At 43.3% G+C, this 20,888-nt stretch carries 8 protein-coding genes; 4 read left to right on the forward strand and 4 right to left on the reverse strand.

The genetic code is table 11. The annotated features are described in order from the left end of the window. Positions 1-105 precede the first annotated feature (105 nt). From RB160_RS11575 to RB160_RS11585, 3 genes are all read right to left on the reverse strand, one after another. Positions 106-2,565 carry a phosphodiester glycosidase family protein gene (locus tag RB160_RS11575; RefSeq protein ID WP_316570482.1) on the reverse strand — a complete coding sequence of 820 codons (2,460 nt, stop codon included), beginning with the start codon at positions 2,563-2,565 and terminating at the stop codon, positions 106-108. A gap of 254 nt (positions 2,566-2,819) precedes the next feature. Beyond that, on the reverse strand, positions 2,820-4,064 hold the full coding sequence (locus tag RB160_RS11580) for a CAP domain-containing protein (protein ID WP_316570483.1): 1,245 nt from the start codon (positions 4,062-4,064) through the stop codon (positions 2,820-2,822). Positions 4,065-4,289: 225 nt separating this feature from the next. After that, on the reverse strand, positions 4,290-7,778 hold the full coding sequence (locus RB160_RS11585) for a S8 family peptidase (protein ID WP_316570484.1): 3,489 nt from the start codon (positions 7,776-7,778) through the stop codon (positions 4,290-4,292). Between the two features lie 283 nt (positions 7,779-8,061). Between RB160_RS11585 and RB160_RS11590 the strand changes: the two genes are divergently transcribed. From RB160_RS11590 to RB160_RS11600, 3 genes are all read left to right on the forward strand, one after another. After that, positions 8,062-9,945 carry an LTA synthase family protein gene (locus tag RB160_RS11590; RefSeq protein WP_316570485.1) on the forward strand — a complete coding sequence of 628 codons (1,884 nt, stop codon included), beginning with the start codon at positions 8,062-8,064 and terminating at the stop codon, positions 9,943-9,945. A gap of 294 nt (positions 9,946-10,239) precedes the next feature. After that, on the forward strand, positions 10,240-14,586 hold the full coding sequence (locus tag RB160_RS11595) for a S8 family serine peptidase (RefSeq protein WP_316570486.1): 4,347 nt from the start codon (positions 10,240-10,242) through the stop codon (positions 14,584-14,586). A 107-nt stretch (positions 14,587-14,693) separates the two neighbouring features. Then, entirely contained in the window at positions 14,694-16,262 is a 1,569-nt protein-coding gene (locus RB160_RS11600) for an Ig-like domain-containing protein (protein WP_316570487.1), read from the forward strand. Positions 16,263-16,394: 132 nt separating this feature from the next. On the opposite strand, the gene RB160_RS11605 is transcribed toward RB160_RS11600, so the two are convergent. Continuing rightward, on the reverse strand, positions 16,395-18,989 hold the full coding sequence (locus RB160_RS11605) for a hypothetical protein (protein ID WP_316570488.1): 2,595 nt from the start codon (positions 18,987-18,989) through the stop codon (positions 16,395-16,397). Positions 18,990-19,254: 265 nt separating this feature from the next. Between RB160_RS11605 and RB160_RS11610 the strand changes: the two genes are divergently transcribed. Next, positions 19,255-20,733 (forward strand): Ig-like domain-containing protein, encoded by a 1,479-nt coding sequence (locus RB160_RS11610; protein ID WP_396954710.1) that lies wholly within the window; start codon positions 19,255-19,257, stop codon positions 20,731-20,733. The last annotated feature ends 155 nt before the right edge of the window (positions 20,734-20,888 follow it).

Consider the following 20,888-nt stretch of genomic DNA (forward strand, 5'->3'; position numbering starts at 1 on the left):
GGATATACGGGTACAAGTTAAATTATAGGTAAATAGTTTAGCAGTGATATCAAACCAAATGCCTCTGCAAATCTTGCAGAGGCATTTGATTGTTATTCTTTCGTATTAATAAACCGCGGTAATATCATCAACAAAGATTTGGCCTTTATTTTTGTTCAGGTCATTTGTCTCCATATAGCGGACAGGCATTTCAATCCTGTAAGGAGCCCTCAATCCTGCCGGAATATCGGCTTCAACGTATTTCCAGCCAATCCAGTCAAGATTGTTTGTAAAATCGAGCTGGATTTCGGTACCTGCCGCATCTCTCAATTGCGAACGCAGCCAGTGGCCTTTTGCGTCCCCGTACACCCACATACCGATTTTTACCGGCACTCCCGGAATTTCAATCAATGCAGGCGGAGTTGCATAAACCCCGGAGGTTCCCGTTGTACCAATAAAGTCATATGCTACCTTCAGAGACTGGCTTCCGGTTTTGACATACACTTTTTCGGGAGCAATGGACACAGAGTTAAAGCGTGCACCGCTTGCTTTCCATCCTGAAAGGCTGCCTTCAAAGTTTTCGACAACGATGGAACCTGGGTTGCCGACAATGACATTGAACTTGGCGGATACTGTTCCGTATGAGACGGTCACCGTTGCGGAACCATCTACATTCCCAGCCTTAAAGATTCCATTTTCCACCGTTCCGATTGGTGAAGAGAGCGTGTATTGGAATACAGCGGGATCGTCGACAATTTTTTTGCCCGCAAGATATCCGGATGCAGGAATGGAGAATGATCCGTTTTTATCAACAATAACTGTTGGATTTGCAATCTTGATGCTATCAAGTGTATTTACGATTTCCGCGTTCACACTTGCTTTGATTGTTCCGGTAGAAGCGGTAATCGTGCCTTTTCCAGCTGTCTTCCCGGCTGTAAATGATCCATCGCTGTTGAACGTTCCAAGTGTCGAAGTCCAGGCCAGTGGATCCGTTACAGTAATCGGGTTATTGTTCATATCCAGCCCTCGAACAGAAATGTTTAGGTTTTTATAATTTGCACCCGCAAAAAGCTTTAGATCGTTTGCGGATAGAAGCAGTGTATGAAGCGGTCCTGCTTTCCACAAACCGACAATGAGCAGGGAATTGGCGACATAGCGCTCTTTCCCATCTGATGGAGAGTTGACAACGGTCGCATCCGCATTTCCCGGTTCACGGGCAACCATCGTAGATGAACCGCCACCGTCAAATGTCATCGCTTCAACCGCACCAAGATCTTTCATCACTTTGGCGGTTTCGGTCAGTGTGACACCCGCACTTACGGTTTGCCTTCCGTCTATGACAATAACGAAAACGGATCCGTCCTTCTTAATGCCAATAGCCGTTCTCGGTGCCGCACCTGTTACACTAATCGTTTGCGCGACGCCGTTTTTAACAAGGTAATACCTGCCGCCGATTGCCTGTTCAACCTTGTCCCAGGCCGGATTGTTATAGGCGAGATTAATCTCGACTACATCGCCGGCAACAAGGCCTTTCAGGTACTCGCTTCCTTTTGCATGACCCGATAGAATCAACTCACCTGGAACCAGCGGTGCGCTGCCCTTACCGACGATAACCTCTTTTACAACTGCCTTGACCATACCATTTCCGTTCAGCTTGCCCTCAATATTGGTCAAGACGACTTCGGTACCCAGTTCATTCGTCATCGTCGTTGAAGCGAAATAGGGGGTGTAGAGAACAAGATGATCCGCAAAACGGCGCTTATTGACTGAATCAATCAAATAGGGATTCTGTCCATTCACAGTCATGCTAAGCGTAATATCAGGATTTCCAATCATCGCTTTTCCATCAGGGGATACCCCAAAAATTGTCCGTTCATTTTCAGGAGTTTTGTTAGTCGTAACAATCTCTCCATTATGGACTGTCAAATCAGTCGGTGAGCCATTTGAATCGAAGTAATCACCATTCACGCCACCGATGATAAAATGCTCGTCAGCCTGGTTTCGGGCTGCCATCGAGCTTACTGTTTCAAAGCCAATCATTTGGTCCTTTGCCAGCGTTGTTTCGAACTTGATTTGCGAAGCCTGCTGATCGACTCCGAGAACATAGATTTGCTGTTTTCCACGGGAGCTGTCTACCGAAAGCTTCGACTGGGTTACACCCGGTGCAAGAACTTTCGACTGCTCATCCGTCACCGTCCCAATGGAAAGCTTTGTTCCATAGAGCTCAGGATTTACCAGCTTCAGTTTGTGGCGTGACGGAGTTTTGTACTCTACGTATCCCGCCATTTTTGTAACAAAATGCGAGCCGCCAACCCCGTACTGGCCGCCGAATTCCGAACTGAACTGATAGACGCGATACCTTTCACCAGGCTTTAGGATTCGGACGAATGTAAGTTTATTATTTTCTTTTTTCCATAAGTTGATAGGCTTAAGGATATCCACCCTGCCAATCTGCCCTTTTACAAGCTGCGCCCCGTCCCAGCTGACATATGGAGTGGTGGTCGCGGCTTGTCCGCTTTCGGCGGAAAATGGAGCTGTAACAATTGACAACAATAACACGATACAAATCAAAACCTTATTTCTCATCTGTCTCTCCCTTCATCTCTCAAACCTTACTATACTAGTATACGACAAATCTTTCCACTAACGCCTTCATTTCTACAAAATTGGAAAAATAGTACCAGTTAAAAATGCCAATCATTGTTTTTATAGGTCATATGGATTAGGAATTTGGCAGAATACCCCTTAAATAAAGCAAGTAGCCCTAAGCCTAAAAAAGTACCCGGAAAGGAAGCCAATCCGGGTATTCGAATCATTTTACGTTGTACAGGTAAGCAAATTTAATATGGTTTATAAAAATTTTGAGTGAAATAAGGGCGCATCGTTTCTGCCTGGAATTGAACCCCGGCCCCCAAATGTGAATATTTTCCACTAAGAATATTCTTCCGGTGGCCTAGTGAATTCATTAGTGCTTCATGGGCAAAAATGCTGCTCGTATAACCCATTGCGATGTTTTCACCGGCAGCCTGGTAGACAATTCCGGTTGCCTTCATCCGGTCAAATGGATCCTGTCCGTACGTGTTCGTGTGGCTGAAGAAATGATTTGTAGCCATATCAAGCGAGTGTCTCCTAGAGGAGACCCTTGCTTTCTCACTCCAGGCTAAAGCAGGAATGCCATGCCCCACACGGTCAGCATTCACTAGGTCAAATAACTGAAGCTCGAAGGCCTGCTGCAATGAAGCGGAAGGTTGTGCGAAGAAACCGGCCTTCCTGTTCTCCACATCTTTAGAAACTATCTGTAAAGCGGTAGCTTTTCCGTAGTTATGAATATCATAAAATACGGTTATATAATAACCATCCCTATAGAAGGTTTCCTGTTCACTATCATTTCGCGCGGAGTAGCTTATACTTCCCTTCAAAATTCCTTCCACAGGGGTTCCGAGCTCGGCTTTTACTGTATCGCGGCCCATTCCCACTTTTATATTCCCGAATTGAAATGCGCTGTCCATTGTGTAGAGCGCGCCAATTTTTCCATTTACATAGCTGATCATATAGTAATTCCGGTACCCTTTATGATAGGTGTACCAGGAAGTTCCATATTCATTTACACTAATGCGCTTTTCTGTTCCAAGTTTATCAACAATGGTGATCCTTGTATCCGTGAGTTCGACTGGCGTCTTGCTTTCCGCAACCGCTGCCTTTTTGCAATCCAGCTGGCCAAGCTTTGTTTTTGATGGTGTTTCGTATTTCACCCTTGCATCACGTTCAACATAGTAGCCGCCACCAACACTCAGCATACCCGGCTTAAAGGCGTAAATCCTATAAGTCTCGCCTGCTTTCAGCATTCTGGCAAACTCCCTGCTGTCGCCAATTAATTTAAAAAGCGGGGTGTCGTTTAGGACTGTCAGCCTGCCAATCTGGCCAAGCTTTAGCTCATCGCCATCCCATTGAACGACAGTGCTAGCTGAAATTCCTGTGCACAATTCGGCGGCCTTCCCCTTTTCGGCCGGCGTAAAATAAATAAAGGCGGTGCTGAGCATGAAAGTGGATGCAGCCACCTTAAGCAACTTTCTAAAAACGTTCATTCCCATTCCCCTTTTTTCTTTTTTGTACCACCTCATTTTAGTAGGTTGCCTATCTTCCGTATAGAGGGACTTTAGTCATTTTTTGGGTAAATGGGCCTGCTTTTTTTGAATTTTTGGTGAAACTTCGCGAAAAATCTGGTGGTAAATAACCCTTATATTTCCATAAGGACAGTATTTTCACAAAAGAATACCAGAGCCCCCAATCGGGAAGCCCTGGCATCGGCCTTATTTGAATGTAACTTTCAGGGTATATGGGTTTAATGTCGAATTTCCGAATACGTCCCTAACCTTAATATGATACGTCCCTTTTTTCAAAGAGAAGTTCAGGACTTCCGCGTCGCCTTCCGGATAATAATCGGCCTGTGCGACCAGTTTCCCATCCTTATATAGGGAGATGATACTGTCAACTTCGATTCCGGCCGTAAATTCAATTTTTCCTTTTGAATCTTTAGCCAGCTTCAGCTCATACCAATCTTCGTCCCCATAAGGTACACCCGCATTCAGGTAACCTGTAGCCTTTAACCCAGTCTTTCCATTCGCAGCAAGCTTGATGGGCTTTGAAGGAATGTTGTTCTTTACGACAGAACCCTTGTCTTCATCCGCTGTGTTCACAGGAGCTACTTTCAATTGATATGGAAGAACGGAAAGTGGTACAGGCCCATCCACATAACCATTTACAAGCAGGATATAGTTTTTGTTCTTGCCTGCTTTGAATGAGCCATACGTATTTCCGGAAAACGCTCCCCGGTCAATATACTGGACGTTCCTGGCTTCTTCTTCATCAAGCTTCCGGTTTTTGTTGATGTCTTCCACAACAACCACCATCCCAAAAATTGGGTTGGTCAGCTCTTTCGGATACTTGCTGTAAGCCGCTGGATCAACCGCTTTTCTCCCGAATGTAACGCCGTATATTGCTTCAGCTTTCGATTCGAAATAGAAATAATCTTGGTCGAACGGCATCGCAAAATTTCCTTCCACCGTCCCCGCCGGCAGGTTGCGTACATTTTCCGGCTTGTCATTGTCTTCGTATTGGTCCTGCGGGTTATCAAACAATAGTTTTGATGTAAACTGGTATGGATCAAAGGACATTTCACCAGTATAATAATTCGAGTTCACTTTAATATAGTACGTTTCTCCTTTGCGGAGTCCGGTATAAAGGGACGAATCCATCCTGATTCCCGCCCAGTCCCATGTCATATTGGAACCAATCTGAGCAAGGTATTTCATTGGCTTGCCGTTGTAATCTTTATCCTCGATAATTTTAAAGATACTGATTAACGGTACTGTAAAGCCTTTTTCCGAAAAAGCAAACTGGTATATGCCTGTTTCGGAAGGAGTTGTCTGGAACCAGTCTTCATCTTCCATCATTTGCAGATAGCCGCCAGCCTGGTTACCAACCATATAAGGCTGGGAACTCTCCTGGATCATCCTCAGGAATTCATCCTCACCGTCATTGGAATCGCCGGGTTCCATTTCCTTTTTCTGTTCCTCAAGTCCTTCGCCTTTTTCTCCTTTTCCTCCGCCCATGAATGGAAACATGTCTTCATCTTCAGGGAAAACTTTCCCATTCACTTTGAGCTTGTAAGGGACGAGCGAGGGCTCGGCAACCTGATCTTTGGCCATCAGCCCCGGGTTGAAAAAGAAATCGTACATCATAAAATAGTTAGGATCAATTTTGTTCGAAACTTTGATAATATATCCCATTTCCGGGTTAGCTGTAAAATTGATACTTTCCCCTGATCCATGCCCACCCCTATTGCTGTATAGCATTGGGTCGATTTTCATTTCACCGGATGTGAGTCCGTCAAGAATCATTTTCTGTTCATCTGCCGGAAGTTTATCAAAGTCAGGCGGGAAGAACATATCAGCTGTATAAAGGCTGAGGGTCGTATCGGTGCCAGGAACTCCTGATAGCTCAATTCTTACAGCCTGGGGTTCCTTGACAGAAAACTTGTAATAGTCGTCATCGCCGTCCTTGCCTAGCAGGTGCAATGGGGTGCTGCCGCTATCGTATGGTAATTCGATTTGGATCGGTTTATCGACCGAAGATTCATCCTCCGGCAATTCGCCGGCCTTCTGTACAGTAAGGTTGAATTTCGAACCGCCCCTGGCGGAATTGTCATAGCTTCCATTCACTTCTTTTACTCCGAAAAGGACGGTGCCACTGAACGGCGCTTCGAAGAATTTTCCTTCCTTTACCCCTTCCCGGACTTTATTGACATCGATCATCATTTTTTCAGAAGCTGAATACATCTGGATCATCAATTTATAATCAAACTGGGACCCGCCATCAAGAACGAACTGGAGATTATCGCCTTTCTCCACCTCTGCCTTATACCATTTCTCCTCGTAGGCGGCGGTAATGTTGCCGGAAAGTTTCACCTCTTTGCCTAGTGAAACAGCCTGTGCTTCCTCCAGCAATTCCTTTTCGGTATACGTTTTCTTTATAATATCAGGAAGTTTCTTCATATCAAATTGCAACGCTGCAACTGGATTAATGAGCCCATTTCCATATTTAACGTCAAAACCCTTTTCGCCAAGGTCCTCGGCAGTATGCTCAAGAATATACTCGACCTGGTGGGGGGTTAGCAGCGGATACTTTGACAGAAGAAGCGAAGCAACGCCCGCAACCATTGGCGCCGCCATCGAAGTGCCAGTCAGTTTTCGGTAGCTCGATTTCCGTTCATATTCATAAATCGTGCTGTAAATGTCCTCTCCTGGAGCGACAACATCAACTGATGGGCCATAGGACGATGATGCTGATAGCTTTTTCTGGCTGTTGATGTTTCCTACAGATATAACACCTTCATATGCCGCCGGATAGCTCAGCATATCATTTCCTGTATTTCCTGCCGCTGCGATAACGACAATGTTTTTATCAAGGGCTTTTTTGATCGCATCCTCAATCAATGGGGAAGGCATCGAACCGCCTAGGCTCATATTAATAACCTTCGCTCCTTTATTTATCGCATAAAGAATGCCCTCGGCGATTGCAAAATCGGACGCCCCCCAAGCCCTGTCAAAGACATCGATTGGAAGGATTTTCGCATTTGGATTCACGCCGTATCCGCCTATTCCATTATCTTTAGCAGCCGCGATAATCCCCGCCACATGTGTGCCATGGAAATCCGGGGAGCCTTGGTTCATCGGCGTCACTGTGTTGTAGCTCGGAAGCAATTTCCCTTTCAGATCGGGATGATTCGGGTCAATCCCCTGGTCGATGACCGCAACCGTTACCTGGTATTTCCCCGCAATAGACTGTGCCTTTGCAAGATTAAGCATGCCCACATGATACTGGCTCGCCGCCTTTGGGTCTTCAATCCCTAGCGGCCTATACAATGCGCTCGGCATTACCGCAGCCACTTTTGTGTTTGCCCTGTACCTGGTGATTACCTTGTCTAAATCTTTTTTATTTCTTACCTTTACAACCGCATAGTCCAAGCCTTCAAGTTGCTTAACCGGCGTCCCGCCTGCATACCGATGTTCAGCCATGCCCAATGGTTTTTTGAATTTTATGATGAGTGTATCGTCACTTAGCGCCTTCTCACCATCTTGTTGCATCTTCATTTGCGCCTCGCTGACATAGCCGGTCGGGCTAGATGCAAAATCATTGTACTTCACTGTTGCCGCATGGACCGGGCCAGTAAGCAGGCTTGCCGCAACAAGGGTCGTACCCACCGCCACAAGGCCGGATTTCCTAAACCAGTTTTTCATAGGACCCCCACTTTCTTGTCTTTTTTCACTAGAAATAAAAAGAAATGGAGACTGGGAATCCATCGAACAGGTCCCACGTGCTGATAAAAAATCTCTCCACTTCCATAGTTTACTATTTATATAGACTCCACCTTACTGAAAATAGTTTCAAATTTACCTGGCTTTATCGTCTTTTTTCTTTTTTTGGTTCTTTAATCAAAATCCTGTAAATTTCTTGTAAATTTTCTGTTATAATTGCTTAATAAGTTAGGAATAGCACTAATTTCCTGAAGGAGTGTAACAGTTGTTAATCAACTTTAAAAGGTATTTTTTATATATATTCTGCTTTCTTTTGGCGCTTCCCTGGACTACAAAAACACTTTTATTTGTTCGGGAAACCCAGCTCGAGCCAAGCTATGCGCTTATTTATCTATCATCTCTCGGCTTCGCGGCCATCGTTGCGTGCCTTTTAGTGATAAAGCACAAGATTAGCGCAATCACCTCAGCCATTATTTTATACTTTTCTGCCAGCCTATTGCTTTACGCTGATGTCATGTATCAGCGTTACTACAATGCGATTATCCGCATTGAGCTTTTGGCCCAGGCCGGACAGTTAAAGGATATCAGGTCCTCGATCATTTCATTGATCAATTGGTGGGACTTCCTATACTGGATTGATGTCCCTTTGGCGGCGATTGCCTTTTTCCTTTTAGTAAAAAAAATCAGTCCTGTTCAGTGGAAAAAGCAAGGGCTTGCCTTCCTGACCGCCGGCTTGGCTGTCATTCTTACAATCTCGTTATCCGCCTTTAAATTTACGTACTCCGACCAGTACAAGATTTCACGCGGCGGGATTATCCCGGCCCATCTGTATGACATTGGCTGGAACGTGTATAAAAAGGCCTATTTTAAACAGGCCCTCCTGCAAAAGAAAAGCATTGAAGAAATCCGGGAGACGTTCAAAAAAAGGCAGGAAATCCAAAAGTCATCCCCTTATTTCGGTAAGTTCAAAGGGAAAAATATCATTATGGTACAGGCCGAATCATTGAACACGTTTCCAATTGGACTGCAGGTTGGAGGAGAGGAAATAACCCCCAACTTGAACAAGCTAATCAGTGAAAGCCACTATTACCCGAATACGTACCTTCAGATTGGAAGGGGAAATACATCCGATGCGGAGTTCGTCGCCAACAACTCCCTTTATCCGATCGGATATATCGGCGCCTATAAGGGATATCCGACGAACGAGTATCTGTCCCTTCCCGAAGTCCTAAACCAGCATGGCTATTCAACAAGTGTCACCCATGGCAACACTCCTGAATTCTGGAACAGGCAAACAGCCTATAAAAGCCAGGGATATGGCGAGTTTTACTATCGAGGCCACCCCGCATTAAAGGATGATGAAATTATCGGGCTCGGCATTTCGGATAAAAGCATTTTCCATCAAATGGCCGCGATATATAAAGAGGAAAATAAGCCATTCTTTAATTTCATCGTTTCTCTGACTAGCCACCGGCCATTCATTCTTGATGAGAAATACCAATATCTTACCCTTCCGTCCAAACTGGAAGGAACTTCAACAGGCAATTATCTGCAAAGTATCCGCTATTTTGATGAAGCACTTGGTGAATTCATTACCGAGTTGAAAGAGGACAATATTTGGGACGATTCGATTTTCGTCATTTACGGGGACCACTATGGACCGCTTCCGACTAATCAAGAAGAAATCCGCAAACTGCTTGGCATTAACTTTAATCAAAAAGCTAGATTCAACATCCCATTGATTATCCATCATCCAGGACAGACAGAACCGGTGGTGAATAAAGGAACCGGCAGCCAAATGGATATCTACCCTACCCTTACTGCCCTGTTAGGGATTGACGACCAGCTTGTCCAGCTTGGCACGACCCTTGATGCGAACCATAAAAGGATTACCGGTTTCGCATTTGAAACAACCCGCTATTCCTTCTTTTCGGACGATTATGATTACCTCGCCTCCCATGAGGGCGTATTTGAAAAAGGTACCTGCACAGATAACCGTACCCGAAAGAAAACAGATGTCCAGCTTTGCCGTGAAGGCTATGATGCTATTTACAAGGATATTCGGATTTCAACTCTTCTATTGGAAAATGATTATATCGGTAGAATATTTGATATCGGGACTGTAAGGGCCGCGGGGAAAAATAAATAATGTTTCGGATAATATCAATTTAATTTTTAAATCTCTTAACCACCTATTTTAGGTGGTTTTTTGCATTTCTTTCTACAGTAATTATTTTCATATATTATATTTTCAAAAGAATACCATTATTGAATATAGTGAATTTTCTGTATTTACTATTATTTTCCTTTATGGTAAATTTTAAAATACCAGGGTAATTTTACATATTACGACGGCATTTTCCTGGTTTTTTCGAGAAAGGGGGACAGAATTTATCATTTTTCTCTAATATTACTTTTAAAAACTATTTTAGGAGGAAAACCGGTGGGGAAATTGAGAAAATTTAAAAGGGCGCTAATTATTTCTCTTGTATTCATGCTTGCATTCTCAAGTGGAATATTTGGCGCGGTTTCTGCAAGGGCAGAATCGGCTACTTCCCAGGATTATGAAAAATTCAGAAAGTCTTCTGGCGAAGCTGCGCAACCAACAGAGCACTATGATGAAAATGAAGAAGTAAGGGTTATTGTGGAACTAGAGGGGGACCCGGCAATTTTATTTGCTACGAAAAAGGGCCTCCGTTATAAAGATCTTTCCCTTTCTCAAAAAGAGCAGCTGCAAACAGAAATTAAAGTAGAGCAGACTGACTTTCTAACAGATCTAAACTCAAAATCTATCGATTTGCAAATTGAGAATACGTTTACTACCGTCGCAAACGGAGTTAGCGGAATCATGAAATTTGGTGATATCGAAGAATTAAAAAAGATTCCAGCAGTATCCTCGGTACATATTGCCAACCGGTATGAAAGGCCAGAGGAAAAACCACAAATGGTTACAAGCAAGGACCAAGTAGGAGCAAAGCAAACTTGGGATCTTGGCTATAATGGAAATGGCACGGTCGTTGCTATTATCGATACAGGAATCGACCCTAGCCACAAGGATATGGTTCTATCAAAAGAGACTGCACCGAAATTGACTGAAGCCAAGGTTAAGGAAGCCGCAACCGCACACAACCTTCCTGGAAAGTATTTTACGGCTAAAGTTCCATACGGATACAACTACGCTGATAAAAATTCGAATATTCTTGACCTTGGCTCTGATGCATCCATGCACGGAATGCATGTTGCCGGTACAGTAGGCGCCAATGGCGATGAGCAAAATGGAGGACTTCAAGGAGTAGCTCCGGAAGCCCAGCTTTTGGCCATGAAGGTGTTTGGAAATGACTCCGAAATGGCATCGACATTTGGAGATATCTATATTAAAGCAATCGATGACGCGATCAAGCTTGGCGCCGACGTCATGAACATGAGCCTTGGGTCAACCGCTTCGTTCGTAAGTGCTGACAGCCCCGAACAGCAGGCAGTTAAACGGGCTGTAGATAATGGCGTCCTAATGGCCATCTCCGCTGGAAACTCAGCCCGTTTTGGAGAAGGTTATTATTATCCATATGCTTCAAACCCTGATATAGGAGTTGTGGGTGCGCCTGGCCTTACTTCCGATTCACTCCAGGTTGCATCAATTGAAAACTCCCATATCCAATTGGATGAAATGGATATTGCAGTCGGGGAAGAAATTCTTCATATTGCTTATAAACGCCAGTCTACTCCTATGCCTTTAGACGTATTCGGCAAGAATCAAAAGGATGTTGTTTATGTTGCCGATGGCCAGCCAGATAAATATGAAGGCAAGAATGTAACTGGAAAACTTGTTTTCGTTGTCAGGACAGGCGGGTTCAACTATGGCATGATTCAGAAGCAGGCGGAAGCAGCAGGAGCTGTGGGGGTAATCGTCAGAGGGCATGAAAGCCATGGCGACTATGTCAGCATGGCCCTGAACAGCCCGATTATTCCGATGGTTACGCTAAGCCTAGCCGACGGAAATACATTGGAGGACAAGTTCAAAGCTGCTGAAAATGCTGGAAAAGTCACATTTACAGGAAAAACAAAAGCAGTAGTAAATGCGTCCCAAGGCAAAATGTCTGCCTTCACTTCCTGGGGAACTACTCCGAACCTTGATTTCAAACCTGAAATCACAGCTCCAGGCGGACAAATTTATTCTACTTTGAACGATAACCAATATGGTCTAATGAGCGGTACTTCAATGGCTGCTCCACATGTTGCTGGTGGATCAGCACTTGTATTGCAGCGTGTAAGCGAGGCATTCCCGAATCTTACAGGTTCTGCAAAGGTCAAAATGGCCAAAAACATCTTGATGAATACCTCCGTTCCAGTCAAGGAGCCGGAAGCGGATCTTTATTCTCCTCGCCGCCAGGGAGCGGGTATTATGCAGTTGCCTTCCGCTGTAACCACACCTGTTTATGTGACAGAAAAGACTACTGGAGAGGCAAAAGTTGTCCTCAAAGAAATTAAGAGTGATGAATTCACTTTCACTCTAACGGCTACCAACTTTGGAAACAAACCAGCCAAGTATATGGTGGATACAACTGTATTAACCGACTTCGTAACTGAGGGGTACAACCTTCTCACTTCACGAGTGATTAAAGATGCTGCTTTCCATGTCCCTGAAATCACAGTCCCTGCAGGCGGGTCCAAGGATTTTATTATTACTATTGACTTGTCTAACGCAAAAGCTGAACTGGAAAGACTCATGGAAAATGGATATTTTGTTGAAGGATTTGTCCAACTGCTAAACATTTCTGAAGACGATACGATTTCCAATCTGTCTGTTCCTTTCATAGGATTCAAGGGAGACTGGAACGCTCCTCCTATCCTTGATGATATGGTTTACAATCCTGATTCCTACTTTGGTGATTCCGGATTGGTCAATGAAAAAAATGCCTATTTAGGAAAGAATCCTTACACAGGAGAGTTTGATGCTAATACTGTCTCCTTCTCTCCAAATGGCGATGGTATAAACGATAAGCTTGCCCCAAAATTAACATTCTTAAGAAACAGCAAAACTGTTGAATATAGTATAGTAGACTCAACTGGAAAGCAATTGAGAAAGCTTCGGACTGACAGTAATCAAAGAAAGAACTATTATGACAGTGGCAGAGCTCTGTGGTACACACTCAAACCTTCGCTTACCGCCTGGGACGGCCTGGTTAGTAACAAACCGGCTGCGGACGGTACGTATTTCTACCAAGTTAAGGCTACAATCGATTATCCTGGCAAGGAAGCACAGGTATACCAATTCCCTGTTATCCTTGACACAGAATCTCCAGAGGTATTGGATGCAAAATTTGATTCAGATTTAAACAAGCTAACCTTTAAAGCCAATGATCTAAAGGGAAGCGGTGTTGCCTATGTTGCAATTGTTGTTGACGGTAAGTTGGAAAGTTATATTGCTCCTGAAGCTGCATCAGTCGTATATAGCTTCAAAAAAATGGTTCCTGTTGGAGCAAATATTGACATTGTAGCTTTCGATTATGCAGGAAACTATGGATACAGCAGCATTGAGGGTGCGGGCGATAATACAATCCCTTATATTACTGCTACATCCCCTGAGGCACTGGGCGTGTATAGCACGAACGTTGTACCAGTCTCCGGATATGTGAACGATTCTTCCGATATGGATCACCTGACCTTGACTGGAGATAAAGTTGAAGGGTCGCCGGTAAGGATTCCACTGATCTGGAATGCAAAAGAGAAAAGGTATGATTTCAGCACCCAAATCCGTTTCACTGAAGATGGGGCCCACGATATTTATGTAGCAGGGACTGATAGCGCAGGCAATAACATTGAGTTCAGGCGCCAAGTTTTCATTGATACCGAAGCTCCTACAATTGAATTAGTTGGGCTACCTGCTAACGGTTATGTTTCTGAAGAAGTGAACGAACTGACTGTTACAGCAAAAATAGGCGATAATTTCGATGAGATGCGCCTCCTTCTGAACGGCAGCGAAGAATATACACATAGCTTTGCCCAACCTTATATTATGAGGGCCCTTAATGCTGAAGTTCCGTTAAACCTGGTACTTGAGCATGGCAAGAATGAATTTGTTCTTGAGGCAGAAGACATCGCGGGCACTGTTACAACAAAGGTATTCACCATTTACAAAGGCGTTGAAGCGCCGGTCGGCCATATTACGAGCCTAACTGTACAGCCTGGATTGGAAGTCAGCAAAAACCGTCCGGCTCTTATTACAGCAGAGGCTAACGTAGAAGTTGATTGGGATGTTACAATTACAAATCCTTCCGGACAGACAATCACTCTTCCTGCCGCTAGCGGCAAAACCTTTGAAGGGACATTTGTACCGGATGAACTGACAATCAACGGCGAATATAAAGTAACCGCTATCGCTTCAGTTAACGGCAATGTTGCCGAAGAAAAGGAAGTTACCTTTACAGTGTACAATTATCCATTGCAAGTGCAGACTGTTGAATTGATGGACGGACAGGGTAACCTGGCTACAACCTTTAAGCAGAATGAAAAGGTGAAAATCAAAGCAAATGTCAGGAACCTTGGACCAAATTCGGAGAGCCCATTAGTTATCATCCAGGTTAAGGATCAGGAAGGCGTTGTAGTCAGCGTTCACTTCCTTACTGTCGATGAGTTGGCAAATGGCGCGCGTAACGGCTTTGGCGTGGAACTGTCACTAAAGAACTACAAAAAAGGTTCCTATTCTGTTGAAGTTTATGTATGGGATAGCTGGACTAACCCTTCATCATTGGCAGAAGCAAAGAAAGACAGCGCAGTATTCATTGTAGAATAATTGTCGGAGCTGGCGGAGGCTCCCATCAATCGCGGATGCCTCCTCCACTCATTAAAGAGGGTTTCCATCCTCGTTATTCTCCAAAGAAAGTGAAGGGGTGAAATTCAGTGAAAAAACAACTCTCCATACTAGTGGCAATCCTGCTCCTTTTGGTGGGAACCATCTCGCCAGCATATGCGGCGGAGGCAACACTTACTGTGAATTTGGATCAGGACCGCTATCCAATTGGAAGTATTGTAACTGTTAGCGGCACCGTTCATTTAGATGGACAGGCTGCTCGGACGGCAAACCCTACCATGCAAGTAAAGGACCCTTCCGGATCAGTCGTTGCTGTACATCAGTGGAATCAAAATGAAATTGGGAATGATGGTTCTTTCTCAACTACATATAAAATTCCAAATGATGCGGAAACAGGTGGTTATTCTCTTCTAGTATCTGCACTAGGGAAGTCAGTTACGAAAGAATTTAGGGTTGAGAAGGCTTCCGTATCGAACACTATTACTGTCTCTACCGATAAAGAAAAATACAATCGAGGGAATACAATTATTATCTCAGGTGCTGTTTCTTCTAACGGCGCACCTGTTAGTGGAACAGACATAACAATAACGGTTGAAAAGGATGGCTCGGCATTGGCCGCACTGCAGATTAAATCCGGGCCCAATGGCATCTTTGTGGCACCTTATCAGCTTTCGGCTGATGCTGAAACAGGAACGTATACGGTAAAGGCTACTTTTTCCGCATACAAGATTACACAATCAACCAGTTTCACCGTTGAGCTTCCACCAGCACCGCCTGGCCCGGATCCAAAGCCGGATCCGAAACCAGAACCAGGACCTGGACCAGGGCCTGGACCATCACCTGGACCGGGACCAGGCCCAGTGCCTCCCAAAGCTGTACCAGCTCCTATTGTCAATGAAGTAGGAGATCAAGATACAGTGGTTACAGGGAGCACTGAGAATGGCTTTACAATTCAAATCAATGCTGGCATGCAGGTTATCGGCACAGCTAAAGCGGACGGCGCTGGCAAGTTTTCAGTTGCAATTCCAGCCCAAAAGGCCGGAACTGTTTTGGAAGTCACAGCTTTGGACAACAATGGCCAAAAGAGTTCACCCGTAAAGGTCACAGTCAAAGACAAAACCCCGCCAGCCGGACCAGAGATTAACAGCCTTACTGACCAGGATAAAAAAATTACCGGAAGTGCCGAACCAGGGTCCAGAGTTTCTATCCTGCGGGGAGACATTGAAATTGGCAGAGGTATGGCGGATAAAAACGGAGCGTTTTCCATTCCAATCCAAAACCAAAAAGCCGGAACTACTTTATCTGTAATTTCAACGGATGCTGCAGGCAACAGCAGTGCTGCCGCTACAGTGGAAGTAACTGTCGGTAAAAAAGCTGAAGGCCCTGCCCCTAAAGTTTATTGGGATGGGGATTTACTGAAAAAAGGCCAAATCGGACGAGTTACAATAGAAAAACCAATTAACCTTTGGAAGCGCGAAGGCGATAAGCTAGTATTCGTCCGTGTTTTAAAGCCCGGTGAACGCTACCGAGTTTACAATTATGATAGTGCCCATGGCGGACAATACGGACTGGGCTCCGGCTATTACGTGACCAACATGAAAGGCTATGTGAAATACCAGACTCCATCCAAGGCAAAGCTTAAAGAACTTAACGGATAATAATGATATTGCGCTGCAGAACCCGGTTGTTCCTTCATTGAACAGCCGGGTAATATTGAACAGAAAAGGAGCACTTTCCAAATGAACAGGAAAATGCTCCTTTTATTATTAACCAATTATTAGCCCATAAGATTATTCTTCTGGTACAGGATTTAAAGTTTCTAAAACCTCTTCCCAAGTAGCCGTTGCTTCAGATAAATCGGTTGAGGCATATGAATATTCTCTGCCATCCAATCCAATTAGAATTACCTTGGCGCTAATCGGCTTTTCGGATTCTGCCCAATCCACTTCCCCAAATGCCCAATAAACATCGTCCGCCTTTTTATAGGTGCCTTCAGTAACGATGAAAGGAGTACTAAAGTTTACAGTCCCCTTCTTATATAACTCTGCTAATGCTTCGAGATTTCCGGAATTTTCAACAATTAACCCGGTCTCTCCCCACAATTGGACTTTTACCTCTTTTACTCTGGTAAAATCCAGATGTTCGAATTTCCAGCCAACATTGACTCCGGCATAGTCGGTTGAGTTATGAGTATTGAAGTTTTCCATTACTACCTTTCCGGATAAATCTACTGGTACTGGCTTAAATAAATTTTCCCATTCTTTTGAAGGCTCTGCGGCAAGTGTGGTGTTTTCAAACTTATAGGTTTTTCCATCAAGCCCCACAAGAACTAAAACCGCTTTTGTAGGAGCTTTTGATTTATCCCAAGTTCCTTCACCAAATGTCCAATAGTCATCTTCAGCCTTTTTATAGGTCCCTTCGTTAATAATAAACGGTGTACTGTATTGCCTTTCTCCCTGTGAATAAAGGGTTCCGAGATTTATAAGGTTTCCCGTATTCGTTGCAAGGAGTTCATCATTATGATAGAGCTGGATGCTAAGTTCTTTAATCTTTTTAAAGTCAAAGTCCTCAAATTTCCAGCCTACATTAATACCGGAATAGTCCGCGGCATAATGTGTATTAAAATTCTCCATTTCCGCTTTGCCAGTAAGATCGATGGCTGTTGCGGCATCAAAGACATCATCCCACTCTACCCCCGGCTCCACAAGGTTTGCATTTGCAAAGGTATGAGTTTTGCCATCATGGCCGGTAATGACCACTTCGGCCTTTGTAGGCTTTTGGTCCTTGCTCCATTTCGGGGAATCGAAAGTCCAATAGACTTCATTCGCTTTCCTGTATGTTCCCTCAGCAACAATAAACGGTGTGCTGAAAGTCCGCGTTCCATTCGCGAATAATGCACCTAACTCGACCATATTCCCTGTATTTGTGGCAATTACATCATCGCCACTGTACAGTTTTACTTTTAAGTCTCTAACCTTTTTAAAATCGAATTCTTCAAAGTTCCAACCTACGTTAATACCTGCATAATCTGCCGCGTTGTGGGTATTAAAGTTCTCCATATTCACCTTATCCTCCAAATCATCAGAGGTTAACGTGTCAATTATTTTTTCCCACTCCTTGCCTTCCTCGGCTGCCAGGCTGCCATTTGTAAATTTGTACTCGGTCCCATCCTTTCCAACTAAAATTAACTGGGCTTTTGTTGGAGGTTTATCCAAAGACCATTTCGCCTGGCCGAACTCCCAATATTCGTCATCAGCCTTACGGTAAGTTCCTTCGGTTACAATAAACGGCGTGCTGAACTGCTCCGTTCCCTGGGCATAAAGCTGGGCTAGTTTTGACAGGTTGCCGCTATTTACAGCGATTAATTCATCCCTGCTATACAGCCTTACCTTCAGCTCCTTAACATCTGAAAAATTCAACTGGTTAAATTTCCAGCCCACGTTTAATCCCGCGTAATCCGATGAATTATGGGTATTGAAGTTTTCCATAACCGCCTTGCCGGATAAATCCACTCTCACCGGAGGTATGTAGTCCCCTCCGCCGCTTGTAGGAGGTGTAATGACTGGAGGCTGTGGTGCTTCAGGAATTTTATTTTCCGGAATCTTCTCCTGGGCGATTTTAAATGCTGCTTCAAGCTTTTGCGAAATTGGGCTTTCTTTTACCAAAAGCCCTTTGGCAACTCCATCTTCAAAATACTTTTTGATTCGATCCACATGATACGTGATTTTCGAGGAGTCCTTTGCCTCGATGGCCGTGTTCAGCCTGTCCATTTCTATCTTTATGGATACAGGATACATCGCCAAGTCCTTCGCTTTTTGCGCTGTGGCGTGATAATTATTCAAGAGGTTGACCCTCGTCGACTTTCCGTAAACTTTTGATAAAAATGGAGCGCGCTTTTTCATTTCTCTTGATAATTCATGATAAGCTTTTTCCGTCGCATCATCAATTTGGTCTCCGGACATAAACTGCTCTAGTACCTGTTTCTTGTCCTCAATTTTCTTGCCCGCCGTAACTGCATCGATATAGTTAATCGCACGATCAACATGTATTTTTACATTTTGGTCAAGCCTTGCCTGTAAGGCTACTTTATCTTTCCCGCTGTAAGTGCTTAAGGCTATTTGAGCTTCAGAAAGCGCCCTCTTTGTTTGGTTAAATAGTTTCATATCCGGGTAATCAAACTTCTTTTCTGGATAGGCATCTTTCCGATATTCATACGAAATTTCCCACTTTAATACCCCCGCAAGCTTTTCAGCTTTTACAACCAAATCAGCTGCGACGGAAGCAGCCTCCGCCTGATGAGGATTTTGTACAGCTACAACACTGGTGGCCAATGCAGCAGAAGTTAAAACTAAGAGCCTTGACATGGATTTCTTTTTTTTCGACATAATCCGTCTCCTCTCGTTAATTTTACGTATCCCACACCTAAATTTTTACAGGATACTACAACTCCTATTTTACATAAGTAATTATTTTAATCAACCAATATATGTATTTAATGTATAATATATACATAACCGTCTTCTTTATTTACTTATACTATAGATTTGTAGAGTTTATTTTTACCTGCATTTACATTTACCGAATCGGTAAATTTTATATAAATAAATTTTGATATTTATGTAAGGCGACTATTTAAATGGAGTGGTAATAATGAAAAAACATGTCTCTGCAATGTTGACAATAATATTATTTTTAATTGTTGCTGTTATACCTGTCTCTGCGGAAACCATTGATTTGGAAGTGAATTCAGGGAGTGAGCAGTATGAGCCAGGAAACTGGGTTACTGTATTCGGTAAGATAGTAGTGGATGGAAGGCCTGGCAAGGATATTAATGCCAGCCTAATTGTAAAAAACCCCGAGGGATTAATAATTCATCGGAATGAAAAGCTTGACCCGTCGATTGATAGTACTGGTTCATTTTTGGCATTCTTCAATATCTTAAAAGGAGCCCAAATTGGCACTTACTCTATTATTCTTTCGGCTAAGCATAAAACGGTAACAAAGGAATTTGAAGTTGTTGGCACAGGAATAGTAAAAGAAATTACCGTTAAAACCAACCAGGAATCCTATCGTGGTGGAGAGGATGTTCTTATTACAGGAAACGTAACAATCAATGGAAAACCAGTCGTCCGGGCATTCGTCGATATTAAAATTGAAAAAGATGGAGTTCAAATTAACAAAGATAGTACTTCAATTACAAGCAAAAACGGGAGTTATTTATCAGTATTTCCCTTAAAAAATGTTGATCCTGGCACTTACATAATTAAAGTAACTTGCAAACATTTAAATATTGAAAAAACTAAAGATTTAATTATAGAAAATATAGTAAAACCTTTACCAGGCCCACTTCCTCCACCACCATTTGTTAACAAAGTTGGAGATAGTGACATATATGTTACTGGTACAGCGGAAAAAAGCAGTACTATCCATATTAAATCTGAAAATGAGCTAATCAGCATGGGAAAAGCTGATAATAACGGCAACTTCCGTATTGAAATACCTGTACAAAAAGCTGGTACAAACCTTGCTATCACCGTTGTTGACAATTACGGGCAAAACAGTGAACCCGTAAAAATTATTGTTTCAGTTATCACGCCACCCCAAGAGCCTATAATAAATGTAGTACCTGGCAATCAAATGACTATAACCGGAGAATCAGAAGCTTATTCTAACATTTCGGTTTACCAAGAAAAGGTGGAGCTTGCAAAAACAACAGCTGACGAGTACGGTAAATTTTCAGTTAATATTTCTTCTGTAAAACCAGGCACTTACTTAGCCATTCATTCTTCTGACTCATCGGGCAACATCAGTAATTCGGTTATTTTTCAATTGGGTGAAATAAAAGAAAAGACAATCCAAAAGGTTTATTGGGATGGGGATCTTCTTAAAAAAGGCCAGATTGGAAGAGTGACAATTCTTAAGCCTATAAATCTTTGGAAATCGGAGAATAAAAAATTGGTGTTTGTACGCGTATTAAAACCGGGAGAAAGATTTAGAGTATACAGTTATGAATCCAAGAATGGAGGGCAGTACGGTCTCGGATCAGGTTTGGTTGTTACTAACATGAAAGGTTATGTTGCTTATCAAACTCCTTCAAAGGGAAAACTAAAGGAATTGAATGAAGAATAATAAGGTAAAAATTATAACCATGGCCGCAAATTGGTAATTTCCATAGTCCAGCTAGTGAAAGTCTAAAGGTTGTACCTTTTCCATTTATCAAAAAAGTAGCAAGGAACACCTTTTTAAGGGCAGATTCTTGCTACTTTTTTCATTCTCCTTTTCTT

The organism is Neobacillus sp. YIM B06451 (assembly GCF_032667185.1).
GTDB lineage: Bacteria > Bacillota > Bacilli > Bacillales > Cytobacillaceae > Bacillus_D.